Here is a 15419-nt window from a genome sequence, read left to right as displayed (position 1 = left end):
CGCATTCAAGCGTCACCCACCCGAAGGTCAGATGTGACAGTATCTCATGTCGGGGCCTCCCTGGGACCGACTTCGCTCGCAGAAAAGGCAAGACTGACCGGAGAGTTCGCCGACTGGCACAATCTGTTTTACCGGACCGTGTGGATAACCGGGACATTGGACCTAACTGCGGTCCGTGCTGCCTGGCGGCGGGTCTGTCGGCATCACGACGCCCTCCGCAGGACATATGTCTCGGCGGACGAGGCTCGCACACACGCCGACGCTCTGAGCGAGGTGGAGTTCCACACGGCGGAGACGGACGACGAAGCGATCGAGCTGATGCGCAGCTTCCTCGGCACTCCCTTCAGTCTGGACGGCCCGGGCTTCTCGCGCATCGCCCTCGTGCAGCGCAGCGAGCGAAGGTACCTCCTCGGTGTCGCGATGGACCACATCATGACCGATCTGCTCTCCTGGAATCGTATCCGGGCGGATTTCAAGGAATTTTACGACCGGGCCCTGGCCGGCGATACCGGTGATGCGACGGGCGTGAACGGCTATCACATGTTCGCTGCGGAGCAGCGCCGCCTGTTCTCCGGTGAGTGGGGAGAAGAGCGCAAAGAATTCTGGCGCTCATACACTGATGAGTTCGGGGCGTACCCTCCGCCCTTTATGGCCGACGCCAAACACGCCGGAGAATACCAATACAAGGTTATCGACCGCGCCCTCCCTGCGGATGCCAAGGCGCGGGTGGACGCGCTCTCGCGGCAAGCCCGGGTGACGCCCTTCGCAACGGTATCCACCGGAATTCTTGCGGGTGTTAGGGAAGTCGCCGACGATCCCACGGCGGGGATCTCCGTCACTCATCACGGTCGCGGTCTGCCAGGTACCTCGGAGACGGCTGGGCTGTTCGCCCAAACCGTTCCGCTGCATCTCGGACGCCGGGTCACGAGTCCCCTTGAATCGGTCCAGGAGGTGTTCCAGCGAACCCATGACGTCTTCGAGTACGCACTTCCGCTCACCGTTGCAGGGAGGGCCTGGAACGAAGCGCTGACGGGGGTCGGCCGAGCGGCCGCCGGACTCTATCTCGAACTCAACGAGCGCCCGAGGTCCACGTACTACACGCCGTGGTTCACCGGTACCGAAGTGGAGTACGTCGAACTCGGCTTTCCCGGCGACAAGGTCTGGGACGAGACCGTGATCGTCTCGTGGAACCTGTACGAGACGGGTCCAAGGCTCGTTGCGGAGTACAACAGCAACTACTTCCCGGACGCGGCTGTGGAGGAACTCCTCGAAGCAGCCCAGAGGTTCGTCCTCTCGGCAACCACCGCCTAGCCTGTCCGTCGCGAAGCGCAGGCTGGACCCCGGACGGCTGCAGACCGACCGGCCCGCAGCCGTGGCAAGTCCATGACCTGCCGCAGAACGGCGAACGAGGCACACGGCCGCGGTCGCGCCGCCGATCGGGCCCGGGGCGGCGGTCGTGCGGACCGGCGGCCGCAAGTACGAAGGGTAGAGGGTGTCAAGTCGATGAGCGGTGACCCGAGGCGATCGAGGCGGTGCTGATGGTGTGCCGGTCCCGCAGCCGCCGAGGATCGGGCCACAACGCCTCTGAGTTCCGAAATCCCGCGGTTTTCTGCCGGGCCGCCCGAGCGAGCGTGATCGATACGGTTGGTCAAAATCGCCGATCCTGTTACTTGTTGGGACTCACGGGGACGGAGCTCTGGCAAACTGATTTCGAGTTCTAACAGGCACGAATGCGGTGCCGTTTCTGACTCTCATAATCGAGTCGGCTTGATGCTGCAGATATGGGACCGGCGATCAAAGCGGCGGGAATTTTGACTGACTGCGTCAATTTCCGTACTCGTCGCCGCGGCCCGGCTGTTGACGCTGTCCCCCATGAATCGAACATATCGGCCACGAAGCCGCAGGGGTGGTGCCAGTGGCTCGGCCGGGCAATGTCGAGTGTTCCGCCACGGACCCTGAAAACCCGATGATCCGTCTCCTGGAGTGTTCAGACATGCAAAAATCCACTGCACCGAGTTCGCTGTGGCGGCCTTGGACGCCGATCACCCAACAGGCCCACTCGTTGCGGATCGTCGAAGCAAAGGGCAATCGCGTCCGCGATGCGGAGGGCAACTGGTACCTGGACGGCATCTCCGGTGTGCTGAACGCTTCCTGCGGGCACGGACATCCGCGGCTGATCGAGGCCGCGACCCGGCAGCTGGAGCAGCTCGTCCACTACGACCCCATGGTGTCCAGCCACGATCCCGCCGAGACACTGGCCTCCAGGCTGGCGGAGACCCTGCCGGGTGAGCTCAACGAGACGGTGCTGCTCAACAGCGGCTCGGAGGCCACAGAGGCGGCCCTGCGGATCGCTCTGCAGTTCTGGCGCAACAAGGGCGAGGACCGCGACCGAGTCATCACTTTCGAGGCCGCGTACCACGGCACCACCTACCTGGCCCAGCAGCTCTCGGGGCTGCCGTTCACGGTCAGTGAGTGGGCCCCGCCCTTCCCGATCGACCACGTCTCCCTGCCGGCGTCGCCTCGCGACATGCGTACCCAGGAGGCTGCCGACGCGCTGATCGGGCTGTTCGCCGCTGCACTGGAGGCCGGCCCGCCCGCTGCGGCGGTCATGGTCGAACCGCTGCTCGGTCTCGGCGGGTGCGTCGTCTTTCCCGAGGGATTCCTCGCCAGGCTCCGGCAGTTGTGCGACCAGCACGGAACGCTGCTCATCCTCGATGAGGTGTTCTGTGGATTCGGCCGCACCGGCCGGATGTTCGGATTCGACCACGACGGGATTACGCCGGACATCGTCACCATGAGCAAGGGCATCAGCGGCGGGTACCTCCCGCTGGCCGCCGTGACGGTCACCTCGTCGATCAAGGAGACCTTTGTCCGGGAGCCGATCGCCCAGGGGCTCCGCTACGGGCACACGACGGGCGGCCACGCCGTTGCGGCCGCCGTCGGGAACACCGTGCTCGACGTCATGGCCGACGAGAAGCTGGTGGAGAACTCGGCCGCCCAGGGCGCCGCGCTGCTGGAGGGCCTGGGCGAGTTGGCGTCGAGCCCGCTCGTCACCGACGTCCGCGGACTCGGGCTGGTGGTCGCCATCGAGGCGGACAGTGCCGAGTCAGGCGACGCCATCGCGGCGGCCATGGCCCGAGCAGGCGTCCTGGCACGCCACGAGCGTGGCGTGATCCGGATCGCGCCCCCGCTGACGCTCACCGGCGCCGATACGGAGGAGATCCTCCAGGCGATCGGGACCGCTGTCGACGTCACCGCTGCGGCCCGTGGTTGACCCGGAATCCCTGACCGCTTTCCGGACCGAGTAGCTCCCGGCCGGCAAGCGGGTCGAGGGAGGAGGGCAACGTGCTGAACAAGGTTCACTTTCCTATGCATATCGAGTCACAGGATCGTCAGTATCCACAAAGGGAGACACAGGCCATGGTGCGGGTTTCGTCGGAGGCGACCCTGCAGGATATAAAGGACGAGCTGGAACTGGTCGTGGGCAGCGGAGGCGGCTCGACCTTCCAGGGGTCGGAGTCGGTGGTCCGTCAACTTTCCGAGCCAGGAGAGCTGCGATCTCTGATCGGACAGATCATCTCTGACGACGCCGCCCTTGCCGAGGTCGCCGCGCGTTCGTACTACCACGCAAACAATTTCCTGAAGGTCGTGCTGCTCGCCGGGGACAAGAATCCCTGGAAGCTGCGCCTCCATGTGTGGCATCCGCAGCCGAACACCTCGGGAATCATCACCGAGGACATCCACTCGCATCGGTGGGACTTCACGACCGCGCTGGTGATCGGTGAGTACTTCGCTCAGGAGTTCAAGATCGGTCCCGGGGTCGAGTACTGCCACTTCAAGTACCGGCCGATCGGACAGGGCAACACCTTCTCCCTGGAGGAGCAGGGCAAAGAGCAGCTGTACGCCGCGTTCGAGGCGGTCATGCCGGCGGGAACGGTTTACCACATCAATCACGAGATTCTGCACTGCATCTCTCGGTCTGCCGGTAAGGCCGCAGCGTCGCTCGTCCTTCAGCAGCCCGCCGCGGAGGAGTTCACGAACGTCTACCGGACCTCACCGGTCGGCGATCAGGCCGTGACCGAGATCGAGGTGGAGCGACCGTCCGTGGTCCAGTTGCGGGAAGAGCTGACGACCTTCCTGAGTTGGCTGGACTGACCCGACAGGCCGGTTGCCCAGTCAACGACGGTTGCTCTCCCGGCTGAAGCCGAGGGGGCACTCCGGCTGGGAGCGCCTCGCCGGCTCTGCCCGGCCGGACTCTGCGGATCACCTGTGCATCAGCCTCGGCCGATCGGATGCCGTCATCTGAGAAGTCCGGTCGTCGGTCCCGGATGGTCTCCACTCGACGGAGCGCGGGTGTCGACAACGCTCAGTCCCTGTCTCCAGCCCGAGGAGAGTGTGCAGATGCAACAGTCACGCGAGATGTCTTCTGTTCCACGACCGCTTGCCGACGGAGATTCGGAGAGCCTGGTTCAGTGGAACTCCGACGGGTACGACCGGCGAGTGACGGCGGAGCTCGGTCGGGCACCCGGCACCGAATCGACGCACCTGTTCACAGAGGCTGCACAGCGTCGGAACCTCTCCGGGGACGAGCTGGCCGCTGCCGGTGCGGCGCGCGACGAAATCAAGCGGCGCGCACACAGGATTTCCGAGTTGCTCGGACACGTGGAGAGCCTGCCGCTGACTGCCGATGAGCGTTCTCTTCTGCGGCCACCGTACGGTCGGGCCAACCATCTTCCCAGCCCCAATCGCCCCTACGCTCACCTCGCCGTGCACACAGGGCAGGGCGCCGTGAGCGTCACACCCGTCTGGGCGACCACGACCGGCGGCAACGTGGTCATGAGCACGGTGGAGAACAGGATCAAGGCAAGGGCTACGGCTCTTGACCCGATGGTCGCGCTGTCCGTGTCGGCCGGCATCGGGAACGAGATGTCCTTCGAAGTGGGTGGATTCGCAAGGCAGTCGCCGGACGCCGACCGCGAACTGATACGAACCTTGGCCGGGATGTACAGCAAGCCGAGGATCGGCGAGCACGTGGACGGCAACTACACGAGTTGGGACCAGCGGGAACGGAACGAGCGAATTCGGCTGGAGATCCTGGCCTACCGTGTGCGCAATGAGCTCGGGGACCACCCCGTGCATCGATCCGCCCCTTACGTCCAGGAGCTGGCGCCGAGATACAGCGATGCCGATCTTTCCCAGCTGCCCGCACGGAAATCCCACGATCGCTTCTGGACGACGGACGAGGATTCCCCGGAGGGTGAGTCCGATCCGAGTGAGGCCCGTGACGAGCTGGCCATCCTCGGTATGACGCGCCGTGCCAAGGAGAGCGAATATCGCTCGGTGCACCCCACCTACGGACACTTTGCCTGCTTCGACGAGCACGGCCTCCTGCGCTGCCGCAACATCGGGTTCGATCTCGTGGACGTCGAAGGGGAGGCTCGAATCTCGTTCCTCGTCAGGAAGCGTGACTCCCTGGTCCTGCGAAGGAACCCCGCCGGAGCCCTGTCCGTGGCGAAGTACAGCAGCGGGAGCGTGTGGCTGCAGTCCCAGGGGCGGATCCACTTCCACGAGGATCCGGATATGCTCCGGGCCGCGATCCGACGCCTTGAAGGCCGGTACAACCGCGTTCACCAGCGGTTGGCGCTCGACCTGGGCATGAGCGAGCGTCCTTCTGAGGACTACATGCTGGCGACCCTGTCCCGGCAGACGGTCAGCAGTCGCTACCGCGAGACGGAGCGGTCACTGCGTTCCGCCGGCAGGCACGGGCGGTGATGCCCGGCCAGGGCGTGGCTGACGCGACCGGGGCCGACCCGAGGTCGTGGTGATCTTGTGGGGTACCTGGTCGCTGCGGTGCGGTCCGCGACGTACCCGGCGCAACCCTGGTCGCGGGCGGAGATGTGCCGGGTGTCCGCCACCGTCTGCTTCAACAGGCTGCCCACGCGTCAGCGCCTCGCCCCGGGCGATCGGCCACTCATGATTGCGACGGGGCGCCGAGGTAGCCGGGAAAACGGCCTTCAGGGTCGCGGGCGTCGCGGATCTGCTGGTATTTGGACCAGGCCGCGTCGGACATCACGCGGTCGGGCCGCGCCGTGAAGTCGCTGTCGCCCAGGTAGCAGCCCGCGGAATACGGTGCCACGCGGTTCATCGTGCCGTCCAACCACGAACGGCACCGGGCGTCCTCCTCCGGGATTTCGCCGATCACGTACGCGGCGAAATACAGATCGGTCTGCACGGACAGGGCCATGCCCGGCGGACGGCGGGACAGCAGCGGGGTGAAGTCTCCGAGGACCGTGAACGTCCTGGCCGTGGGCAGAGCCGTGAAGGCGGGTACCAGCGCCGGGAGCAGCTCGGGAGCGGGACCGGTCAGGAAGGCGTTGTCCGCGAAGTAGCGATGGAGTTCGGGGTTGGCCCGCAGCTGCTCCGTCTGCAGATCAGCGAATGCCACCGGCTGGGCGACCTGGGACGTCGTGGCCTTGTCGGCCACGGGACAGGTGCTGAGCGCGGCCAACGAGGTGGGCCCGCCGTCGAACGAGAGCGCGTCGATGACCAGCACCGGGGAGTCGGATCCGGGGGGAGTGCAGCTGACCGCGCACAACTCGACGGACGGGGGCAGGTCGTGGCGCGCTGTGAGGTACCAGCTGAGCACCTCCGCAGTGAGTTCGGCAGGGAAGACGTAGCTGGATTTGGTCAGTTCTCGGAACCGCGGGCGGGTGCGCAGTCGGAACTCGGTGACCACACCGAAGAAGCCGGGGCCCGAGCCGCGAGCCGCCCAGAACAGGTCGGCGTTCTCCGTCTCCGAGCACCGCACCAGTTCGCCGTCGGCGGTGATCACGTCCATCGACTCGATGGACTCCGCCGCCCAGCCCCAGCCGCGGGTGTTCCAGCCAATGCCCCCCTGCAGCAGGAAGCCGCCCAGGCCCACGGTGGGGGAGTGGCCTACAGGGAAGAAGCGGTCGTACCCGGCCAGGTAGGGGTCCAGGTCCAGGCCGCCGCGTACCGCCGGACCGGTCGCGACGATCCCGCTGGTGGGGTCGTAGGACATCCCGGTGAATCGGGCGAGGTCGATGAGCAGGGTGTTCTCGCGCAGCGACCAGGCCGGCCAACTGTGCCCGCCTGAGCGGACCGCGACCTGCCAGCCCTCTGCCGCGGCCATTTTCACTCCCGCTGCCACATCCGCGGCATGAGCGGCACGCAGCACTGCCGCCGGCCGCCGGGCCGGCCGTCGTTGGTTGAAGACGCGCGAGGTCGCGGCGTCGGCGAAGCCACGGTCGTCGGACCACCAGAAAGCCCCGGTGAAAGCAGCGGTCACCATGCGATTCCCCCATCGGTCTGCAGCAGAGCACAGAGCGGATCGGATCAGGTCGGACCAGCGGATGCCTTCAGAACGGACCGGGTGCCCTCCGAGCGCCGCTGTCTGCGCGTACCGGTCCCGGGGCCTCAACGGCCGGGCACGCCCGTCAGGAGGCTGGGTTCAGGATTCTGCCGATGATCCGCGGCTGGGTGCCGGCCACTCTTCGATTGCTGCTCTGTCCGTCGGCGGCGGCCTGAAGCGTGCCGCAGGGCAGTAGGTTATTGGCGAGGGGGATGTATCCACACTGACAGCGGTCAGGATCACTCCCCGCGGCGCAGACGATTTTCCGGACGGGCGATGCAGGGACCGCATCACGGGTCCGAGGCCGCAGACCGGTGGACCTGGGCCGTGTCGTGACCGTCCACGGGGTGTTCAGAGGGCGCAGCGGAGGCCGGTGCGGCCGGGGTATGCCGTCGAGTGCGGTGTCAGCCGGCCGAAGCAGCACGGGGCCGTGGCCACATGAGGAAGGCAGGGTGTCCCGGGACTCTCTCGGGACACCCTGCCTCAGGGATCCCGGGCTCAGGCGGCCGGCGTGGCCGGGGGCCGCATGCCGAGCCACTGCTCGGCGTCCCAGGCCTCGAACCGCTCCACCTCGGTGAAGCCCAGCTTCGCGGCGAGGCGCATCGAGGCGACGTTGGCGCTCTGGGTGGTGAGCACCACCGGCTCGCCGGGCAGCACACTGTCGAACCATTCGAGTGCGGCCGTGCATGCCTCGGCGGCGTACCCGAATCCCCATGCCTGCGGCATGAACAGGTAGCCGAGATCGGCCTTCCCCGCGGCGGCCGGCCGGCGGTGCTCCGTCGCCCTCCTGAGCAGAATCTGGCCGATCATGGCCCCGTCGAGCTCGACGACGAAACTCCCGGGCCAGCGCTCGGGCACCTCAGGCGTCTCGCGCTCAAGTTCGTCACGCGCGTGGGGGCCACCGAGATAGGTGTGCACTTCCGGCGACGCCAGCAAATCGATGAACGCCGCACGGTCGCGGGCCTCGGATTCACGGAGTACGAGTCTTTCGGTCTTGATCGGCTCAGGCGGCCAGGCGATGGGTCCCAGGTGTGACATGCGCGTAGGCTAACAGCCCAAGTCGCCCTGGAAATAGGTTCCTTCCCGCCTGCGATCAGCTCGGCGCCGCGCGGATCCGGCAGTGCGGCCAATCGCCCGGCCGACGCCATCTGCCCCGGAGCTTCGTTCCGCCCGTCGCGGAGCTCATGCGAACAGTCCGATCGCGGCGGAACTCCGTCGGGCCCTGGCATGTGTCAGTACAGATTGCCACACCGATCGGTAATCTACCGGTTTGAGGATAATAATAGGCCGCCGTGCGGAATAACACTTCCGCGATCCGGGGACAGGGAATGGGAAAGCTTATGCCTCTCACGCTGGTCGAGCGATTCATGCATGGACTGGAAATATCCCCGGACCGTCCCGCCGTGCGCATCGGATCAGAGGTCATCACCTATCGGCAGGTGCACGAGAAGGCCTTGCGATGGGCGGGATCGCTGGTGGCGGACGGCGCGCCCCGTGCGGTGGGAGTCCTGGCGGGCAAGAGCATGACGGGCTATGTGGGCCTACTGGCAGTCCTGTACTCGGGCGGCACCGTTGTCCCGCTGCAACCCAGCTTTCCCGCTGCCCTCAGCCGCCGGATGATCAAGGTGGCCGGGGTGGACACGGTGATCGCCGACGAATCCGGTCTGGCGGCTCTGTCGGAGATCACCGATGAGGACACCCCCGTTCGAGTACTCGACACCGATGGTCTCGCCGACGGTTTTCCGACGATTCCGGTGACTTCGTATCCGGCATTTACGGCGCCGATCGAAGTGGCGTTCTCAGACCGGGCATACATTCTCTTCACGTCGGGTTCGACCGGTATCCCGAAGGCTGTCCCGGTTTCGCACGGCGGGTTCGCGCACTATTTCGATCAGCTCCTCAGGCGGTGCGACTTCGGACCGGATGACGTGCTCGCCCAGACCTACGACCTCAATTATGACCCCGGCATCCACGACGTGTTCGCCGCGTGGGGCTCGGGTGCAATGATCCAGGTAGTACCGTCGTCGGCATATCGGGATCTCCCCTCGTTCATCGCGGAAAACGCAGTCACCATCTGGCACTCCACGCCGAGCGGTATCTGGATGGCCCGCGAGATGGGCGGGCTGGAGAAAGGCGCACTCGACGGCCTGAAGTGGTCGATCTTCGGCGGCGAAGCGTTGCGCGTTCAGGACGTCAAGGACTGGCTGGCGGCTGCACCGGGATCAAAGCTGGAGAACCGTTACGGACCGACCGAGCTTTCGATCGGCATCTCCTACCACCGTTGGTCGGGCGAGCAGTCGGTGGAGCGCAGTGTGAACGGCACGGTGCCGATCGGGAGGGTGCATGGCGGCCATGACTTCCGCCTGGTGACCGAGCAAGGGGAACAGTCGTCGGTAGAGGGTGAGTTGTGGGTCACGGGCCCGCAAATGACGGAAGGTTATCTCGATCCGGCCGACGACGAAGGGCGGTTCGTCGAACTGGACGGTCGGCGCTGGTACCGCACGGGAGACCGGGTCCGCGCGAATCCGGACGGCGAACTCGCCTATGTCGGGCGCATGGACTCGCAGGTGAAGGTGCATGGGTGGCGCGTCGAACTGGCGGAAGTAGACCATGTGGTACGCGCCTGCGACGGAGTACGCGACGCGGTCACCGTCGTGAGGGCTGCGATGCACGGCACGGAGCTGGTCGTGTTCTACACCGGCAGCGAGGTGTCGGAGACGGCGCTGGCAGATGCTGTGCGCGCCGTGCTGCCCGGTAGCGCGGTCCCGCGCCGGTACATTCACCTGGACAAATTCCCTCTGAATCCCAACCGAAAGGTCGACCGACTGGCACTGCGGAAGCGGGCCGAGGAACTTGTTGCTTGAGTGGGGTGCCGGTGCAGGGAAACAGAGAGATCGGCGCCCGGCTCTCCGCCGGCCAGGAGGAATCGATCGATGAACGAGCACAGGCATACGGTCGAGGAAGCGGAAAGGTTCCGCAAGCACGGTATCGACTTGACTGTCTACCGGCAGAACGATCCGTCGGCGACAGTTGTCCGCGTGCATGTAGAGCGGGGACACTTTCAGGAATTCTACAATGTAAGAAGTTCCTACATCTACTACATCGTCGACGGGCAGGGGACATTCTACCTGGATGGTGAAGCGGTCGAGGTCGGCGCCACCGACCTGATCTCGGTCCCACCGGGCATCCGCATTTACTATCTCGGAAGGATGGAGATGGTTCTGACCGTTGCGCCGGCATTTGACGAACGCGACGAACGGCATGTCAGGTTCATCGCCGAAGGCGAGAACACCGGGCCGTGATCGATTGAGACCGTCCCTCGGATCCCGCTGATCTGCTCCCGTCGCGAGCTGTGACGCCGTCGGGCGCACCAGGGTCCTGCGCGCCGGATGCCGGTGTCCACCGGGGGCGACGCGGCCGGTACCTCGGATCTGAAGCCCCAACAGGTAACAGGACCGAGGTCTGAGGCGCCAAGGCTATGGTGTCCGGCATGGATCAAGTTGCTGACGCGATAATGCGGACGAGCCGGCCGGGCCCTGCGGTTATCGAAATCCGCAATGGCGATATATCAGTGACCCTGCCCGAAGGTCATCCCGGGTACGGCGACGAGCGGTACATCGAGCGCCGCGAGTGGATTGCCGCCGCGGCGATATACGCCCGGTCCGGAGACCCGGCTCCCCACGTCGTGTACTCGGACAACGACCGTCAGGTCTGGCGGCTGGCCACCGAGGAACTGCGCGACCTGCATCGGCGCCACGCAAGCGCGCTGTATCTCGAATCGGTAAGCGCACTCAACCTTCCGTCGCATCGACCGCCGCAACTTCGTGAAGTTTCGGACGCGATCGAGAAAGAGACCGGCTTCAAGATGATTCCGGCCGCCGGGAGCGTCGCGGTCAGGACCTTCTACGGAAGCCTCGCGGACCGGAACTTCCACGCCGCTCAGTACATTCGCCATGTTTCGCGACCCGAGTTCTCTCCGGAACCCGACATGATTCACGAAGTCATCGGACATGGCCCACATCTGGTGAACGAGCGCTGGGCGCATCTGTATCAGCTTGCCGGAGATGCCGTACGGCGCCTGCGCAGGCCCGAGGCCGTAGAGCTCGTCTCGCGGATCTTCTGGTTCTCCATCGAGTGCGGGCTCGTGGCTGAAGGCGGGGAGCCGAAGGCGTGGGGGGCGAGCCTGATGTCTTCCACCAAGGAGCTCACACATTTCCAAAGTGCTGACATCAGGCCTCTGGACCTCGCTGACATGGCCAAGCAGGGCTACAACTCGCACGCTCGTCAGCCTGTGCTTTTCATGGCCAACTCGCATGCGCATCTAGAGGATTTCCTCGGCGAGTTCTTCACCACGATCGACGACGATTCTCCTTACGCGGTATGAGCCAGACGACGGGATCTCTTCAATGAAGGCTGTCATTCGGAACTCGGAGTGCGCCGAGCTCGGCGACATCCCTGCGCCGCCGCGTCCACCCGGCTGGGTCAGGCTCCGGGTGCTGATGGCGGCGATATGCCGCACGGACGTACAGGCGGCGACCGGGCTCCTTCCGCTCGGCGGCAGGAGAGTCCTCGGCCACGAGATGGTCGGGGAGGTGGTCGAAGCCGACTCGACGAGCAGTTACCGGCACGGGGATCGTGTGGCGGTGGCGCTGCCGCTGATTTCGTGTGGGGAGTGCAAGGCGTGCGCGGACGGCGACCGCTGTGCTCACAGGCTCATGCTCGGTGTCGACACCGACGGCGCGTTCGCCGAGCAGGTCGTCGTGCCCGAGGCGAGCCTGTGCGCCGTGCCGACGGACCTGGCGCTGACGCGGGCCGCATGCGTGGAACCGATCGCCGCGATGTCCGCGGTTCTGAACGCACCGATCAGGCCCCACGAGCGGGGGCTCGTGCTGGGCTCGGGCCGCATCGCCGACCTCACGACCCGTGTCCTGCGCGCCCGCGGCTTCGACGGCGTCGAGACCGCCCCGGCCCTGGACAGCCCGGAAGGCGAGGATCTGGGAGGGAGGGCGGAGAACGGAGCCACCTGGGAGTCTTACGACTTCGTGGTCGAGGCGGCCGGGACCGACAGGGCGCTCGACCTGGCAATTCGGTCGGTCCGGCCCGGCGGAGTGGTTGTGCTCAAGAGCCGCCCGGCCGTGCCGATCGCTACGGACGTGACCCGGGCCGTGCGCAACGACGTGACGCTGGCCGCCGTTTCCTACGGACCGCTCGACGACGCGGTGCGGCTGGCCGGTGAACTGGAGATCGACGACCTTCTGGGCCCGGTGTACCCGCTGGCCAGGTTCGGCGAGGCACTGGCCCTCAGCCTGGACCGGCCGCTGGGGCCCAAGATCTTCCTTGTCACCGAGTAGGACCTGGTCCAGCCGGATGACGCAGCGGCGGATCATGCCGCCCTGCTCCTCGCGGCTGGTGTGGTCGGTGCCGTCGAGATGCACGTCGGAGGTGATCCGTTTCCGTGTCCCTGCCCCTGCCCAGGTCGCCGAACTGCCGTCCGCTGCACAGGAAAGACCTGCACGCCTGCGTTCATGATCCCGTTCTGGACACCATGACGTTCCTGAACGAGATCACCCACCGCTATCCCGATGCCATCTCGTTCGCGCCGGGCCGGCCCTACGACGGCTTCTTCGACATCGAGCAGATCTTCGTCCATCTCCGCGCCTATCTCGACCACTTGGCCGCCCAGGGCCGTACCCCCGCCGAGGTGCGCACCGCTCTCTACCAGTACGGCCCCACCGCTGGTCAGATCCGCGACATCATCGCCGACTCGCTGCGTGCCGACGAGGGCATCGACGTGCCGGCGGAGTCGATCGTCGTCACGGTCGGCGCCCAGGAGGCCATGCTGCTGGTGCTGCGCGCCCTCGTCGCCGGCCCCGAAGACGTCGTCCTGGTGACCAGCCCCTGCTACTCGGGCATCACCGGCGCCGCTCGGCTGCTGGGCGCCCGCGTGGTCCCCGTCGACGAGGACGAGGACGGTCTCTCCCTGGCCGCCCTCGAGACCGTGATCGCTCGCGAGCGGGCGGCGGGACGGCGGCCCCGCGCCCTCTATGTCATCCCCGACCACTCCAACCCCTCGGGGAACACGCTGGACAGGGACACCCGCGACCGCCTGCTGGCCGCCGCGGAGCGTCACGGCATCCTGATCATCGAGGACAGCCCCTACCGCCGGGTGAGCCCCGGCACCCCGCTGCCCGCACTCAAGTCCCTGGACCGCTCCGGTACCGTCGTCCACCTCGGCTCCTACTCCAAGACGATCTTCCCCGGAGCCCGGGTGGGCTTCGCAGTCGCCGACCAGGAGGTCGTGGACGAGGACGGGCACACCGGCCTGCTCGCCGACGAACTCACCCGGATCAAGAGCATGGTGACGGTCAACACCTCCTCGCTGAGCCAGGCTGTCGTGGCCGGTGCCCTGCTCGCGGCGGACGGCCGGATCTCCGCACTCAACGCCCAACCGGCCGCCTACTACCACGATGCCCTGGGCAACGTACTGCGCTGCCTCGAAGCCTGCCTCCCGGTCGCCCGCCGCGAGGCACTGGGGGTCCGCTGGAACCGGCCCACCGGCGGGTTCTTCGTCACCGTCAAGGTGCCCTTCCGAGCCGACAACACGGCGCTGGCCCGCTCCGCCGAGAAATTCGGAGTGCTCTGGACACCCATGAGCTATTTCTATCCGGATGGCGGCGGCGACCGCGCTCTCCGGCTCTCCACCAGCTATCTGACCTCGGCCGACATCGAAGAGGGCACGGCGCGGCTCGCGGAGTTCATCGAGGCCGAGAGCGCAGTGGACGAGAACATCCCGGCGGACACAGCAAGAAGAATCCAGAACGACTGATTCGCCTCATTCCTGAAAGGCTGGTACTCGTGCACGACTTCGACAGGATCTGGCGAATACGCCAACGGCCGCGCAGCAAGCGCCGGATGTGGGGGTGGACCTTCCGATGACCATCACCCTCGAAGCCGGCGACGGCGTTCTTGTCGCGGAGCATCGTCCGCGCATCATCAGTGTCGGCACCGCGGTGCCTCCGGTCTCCTACTCCCAGCAGGAGGTCCTGGACGCCTTCGCGATCAGCGACCCGAAGATCACCTCCGTCTTCCGCAACAGTGCCATCGACCGGCGCCACCTCGTCCTGCCCGAGCCCGGCCCCGACGGCATCCGCAGTGCCGAGGAACAGGGCGACCTCCTCGACAAGCACAGGAGATCGGCCGTCGAGACGGGCGCCGAGGCGCTTCGCACCTGCCTCAAGCGGGCCGGCGCCGACCTGTCCGACCTGCGCCACCTCTGCTGTGTCACCTCCACCGGCTTTCTCACCCCCGGCATCAGCGCGCTGCTCATCCGCGAGCTCGGCATCGACCGGCACTGCTCGCGCAGTGACATCGTCGGCATGGGCTGCAACGCCGGGCTCAACGCCCTCAACCTGGTGTCGGGCTGGTCCGCCGCCCACCCCGGGGAGCTGGCCGTGATGCTGTGCACGGAAGCGTGCTCCGCCGCCTACGCCATGGACTCCTCCATGCAGACCGCGGTCGTCAACAGCCTCTTCGGCGACGGTGCGGCCGCCATCGCGCTCGTCTCCGGCCCCGACGACATGGGTGCCGTCGGCGGCGAGGGACCCACCCTCCTCAAGTTCGCCAGCTGCATCATCCCCGAGGCCGTCGGCGCGATGCGCTACGACTGGGACCGCGACCTGGGGCGCTTCAGCTTCTACCTCGATCCCCAGGTGCCCTATGTGGTCGGTGCGCACGCGGAGATCGTCGTCGACCGGCTGCTCTCCGGTACTGGGCTGCGCCGCAGCGACATCCGGCACTGGCTGGTGCACTCCGGCGGCAAGAAGGTCATCGACTCGGTCGTCGTCAACCTCGGCCTCACCCGCCACGACCTGCGGCACACCGTCGGTGTGCTGCGGGACTACGGCAACGTGTCGAGCGGGTCGTTCCTCTTCTCCTACGAGCGGCTGCTCGACGAGAAGACCGCCGAGCCCGGCGACTACGGGGTGCTCATGACGATGGGTCCGGGGTCCACCCTCGAGACGGTACTGGTGCAGTGGTGAGGGGAGAC

At 66.5% G+C, this 15419-nt stretch carries 12 protein-coding genes; 10 read left to right on the top strand and 2 right to left on the bottom strand.

Features of this window, described 5'->3' with window-relative positions; genetic code table 11:
* Positions 1-33 precede the first annotated feature (33 nt).
* From RKD20_RS11315 to RKD20_RS11300, 4 genes are all read left to right on the top strand, one after another.
* Positions 34-1311, top strand: a complete 1278-nt coding sequence (locus RKD20_RS11315) for a condensation domain-containing protein (RefSeq protein WP_424877625.1) — start codon at positions 34-36, stop codon at positions 1309-1311.
* A 682-nt stretch (positions 1312-1993) separates the two neighbouring features.
* Positions 1994-3274, top strand: coding sequence for an aspartate aminotransferase family protein (locus RKD20_RS11310; RefSeq protein WP_424877624.1), 1281 nt, complete (start codon positions 1994-1996; stop codon positions 3272-3274).
* Between the two features lie 71 nt (positions 3275-3345).
* The gene (locus tag RKD20_RS11305) at positions 3346-4155 is read left to right on the top strand and encodes a hypothetical protein (RefSeq protein WP_424877623.1); all 810 of its coding nucleotides are present in this window, start codon (positions 3346-3348) and stop codon (positions 4153-4155) included.
* A 246-nt stretch (positions 4156-4401) separates the two neighbouring features.
* The gene (locus tag RKD20_RS11300) at positions 4402-5772 is read left to right on the top strand and encodes a hypothetical protein (protein ID WP_424877622.1); all 1371 of its coding nucleotides are present in this window, start codon (positions 4402-4404) and stop codon (positions 5770-5772) included.
* A gap of 199 nt (positions 5773-5971) precedes the next feature.
* Here the strand turns inward: RKD20_RS11300 and RKD20_RS11295 are convergent, their stop codons facing one another.
* Positions 5972-7312: an FAD-binding oxidoreductase gene (locus tag RKD20_RS11295; RefSeq protein ID WP_424877621.1), complete on the bottom strand. Its 1341-nt coding sequence runs from the start codon at positions 7310-7312 to the stop codon at positions 5972-5974.
* Positions 7313-7870: 558 nt separating this feature from the next.
* Positions 7871-8410, bottom strand: a complete 540-nt coding sequence (locus tag RKD20_RS11290; protein WP_424877620.1) for a GNAT family N-acetyltransferase — start codon at positions 8408-8410, stop codon at positions 7871-7873.
* A gap of 302 nt (positions 8411-8712) precedes the next feature.
* On the opposite strand from RKD20_RS11290, the gene RKD20_RS11285 reads away from it, so the two are divergent.
* The 6 genes from RKD20_RS11285 to dpgA all read left to right on the top strand — a co-directional run bounded on the left by RKD20_RS11285 (position 8713) and on the right by dpgA (position 15411).
* A complete protein-coding gene (locus RKD20_RS11285) occupies positions 8713-10236 on the top strand; it encodes an AMP-binding protein (protein WP_424877619.1) in 1524 nt (507 codons plus the stop codon).
* 69 nt (positions 10237-10305) lie between these two features.
* Positions 10306-10674 carry a cupin domain-containing protein gene (locus RKD20_RS11280; protein ID WP_424877618.1) on the top strand — a complete coding sequence of 123 codons (369 nt, stop codon included), beginning with the start codon at positions 10306-10308 and terminating at the stop codon, positions 10672-10674.
* Between the two features lie 188 nt (positions 10675-10862).
* Positions 10863-11756 carry a phenylalanine 4-monooxygenase gene (locus tag RKD20_RS11275; protein WP_424877617.1) on the top strand — a complete coding sequence of 298 codons (894 nt, stop codon included), beginning with the start codon at positions 10863-10865 and terminating at the stop codon, positions 11754-11756.
* A 22-nt stretch (positions 11757-11778) separates the two neighbouring features.
* A complete protein-coding gene (locus RKD20_RS11270; RefSeq protein ID WP_424877616.1) occupies positions 11779-12723 on the top strand; it encodes a zinc-dependent alcohol dehydrogenase in 945 nt (314 codons plus the stop codon).
* Between the two features lie 194 nt (positions 12724-12917).
* Positions 12918-14198, top strand: coding sequence for a PLP-dependent aminotransferase family protein (locus RKD20_RS11265; protein ID WP_424877615.1), 1281 nt, complete (start codon positions 12918-12920; stop codon positions 14196-14198).
* 106 nt (positions 14199-14304) lie between these two features.
* Positions 14305-15411, top strand: coding sequence for a 3,5-dihydroxyphenylacetyl-CoA synthase DpgA (gene dpgA, locus RKD20_RS11260; protein WP_028808467.1), 1107 nt, complete (start codon positions 14305-14307; stop codon positions 15409-15411).
* Positions 15412-15419: the final 8 nt, after the last annotated feature.

Origin of the sequence: Streptomyces sp. SLBN-8D4 (assembly GCF_049739545.1) — a bacterium.
Lineage (GTDB): Bacteria > Actinomycetota > Actinomycetes > Streptomycetales > Streptomycetaceae > Streptomyces > Streptomyces canus_C.
This window is presented reverse-complemented; position numbering and strand designations above follow the sequence as displayed.

What these genes read in the sequence shown, in the direction of transcription:
- RKD20_RS11310 (WP_424877624.1), top strand. Translation starts at nt 1,994, where the DNA reads ATGCAAAAATCCACTGCACCGAGTTCGCTGTGGCGGCCTTGGACGCCG.
- RKD20_RS11300 (WP_424877622.1), top strand. Translation starts at nt 4,402, where the DNA reads ATGCAACAGTCACGCGAGATGTCTTCTGTTCCACGACCGCTTGCCGAC.
- RKD20_RS11295 (WP_424877621.1), bottom strand. Translation starts at nt 7,312, where the DNA reads ATGGTGACCGCTGCTTTCACCGGGGCTTTCTGGTGGTCCGACGACCGT.
- RKD20_RS11290 (WP_424877620.1), bottom strand. Translation starts at nt 8,410, where the DNA reads ATGTCACACCTGGGACCCATCGCCTGGCCGCCTGAGCCGATCAAGACC.
- RKD20_RS11285 (WP_424877619.1), top strand. Translation starts at nt 8,713, where the DNA reads ATGCCTCTCACGCTGGTCGAGCGATTCATGCATGGACTGGAAATATCC.
- RKD20_RS11280 (WP_424877618.1), top strand. Translation starts at nt 10,306, where the DNA reads ATGAACGAGCACAGGCATACGGTCGAGGAAGCGGAAAGGTTCCGCAAG.
- RKD20_RS11275 (WP_424877617.1), top strand. Translation starts at nt 10,863, where the DNA reads ATGGATCAAGTTGCTGACGCGATAATGCGGACGAGCCGGCCGGGCCCT.
- RKD20_RS11270 (WP_424877616.1), top strand. Translation starts at nt 11,779, where the DNA reads ATGAAGGCTGTCATTCGGAACTCGGAGTGCGCCGAGCTCGGCGACATC.
- RKD20_RS11265 (WP_424877615.1), top strand. Translation starts at nt 12,918, where the DNA reads ATGACGTTCCTGAACGAGATCACCCACCGCTATCCCGATGCCATCTCG.
- dpgA (WP_028808467.1), top strand. Translation starts at nt 14,305, where the DNA reads ATGACCATCACCCTCGAAGCCGGCGACGGCGTTCTTGTCGCGGAGCAT.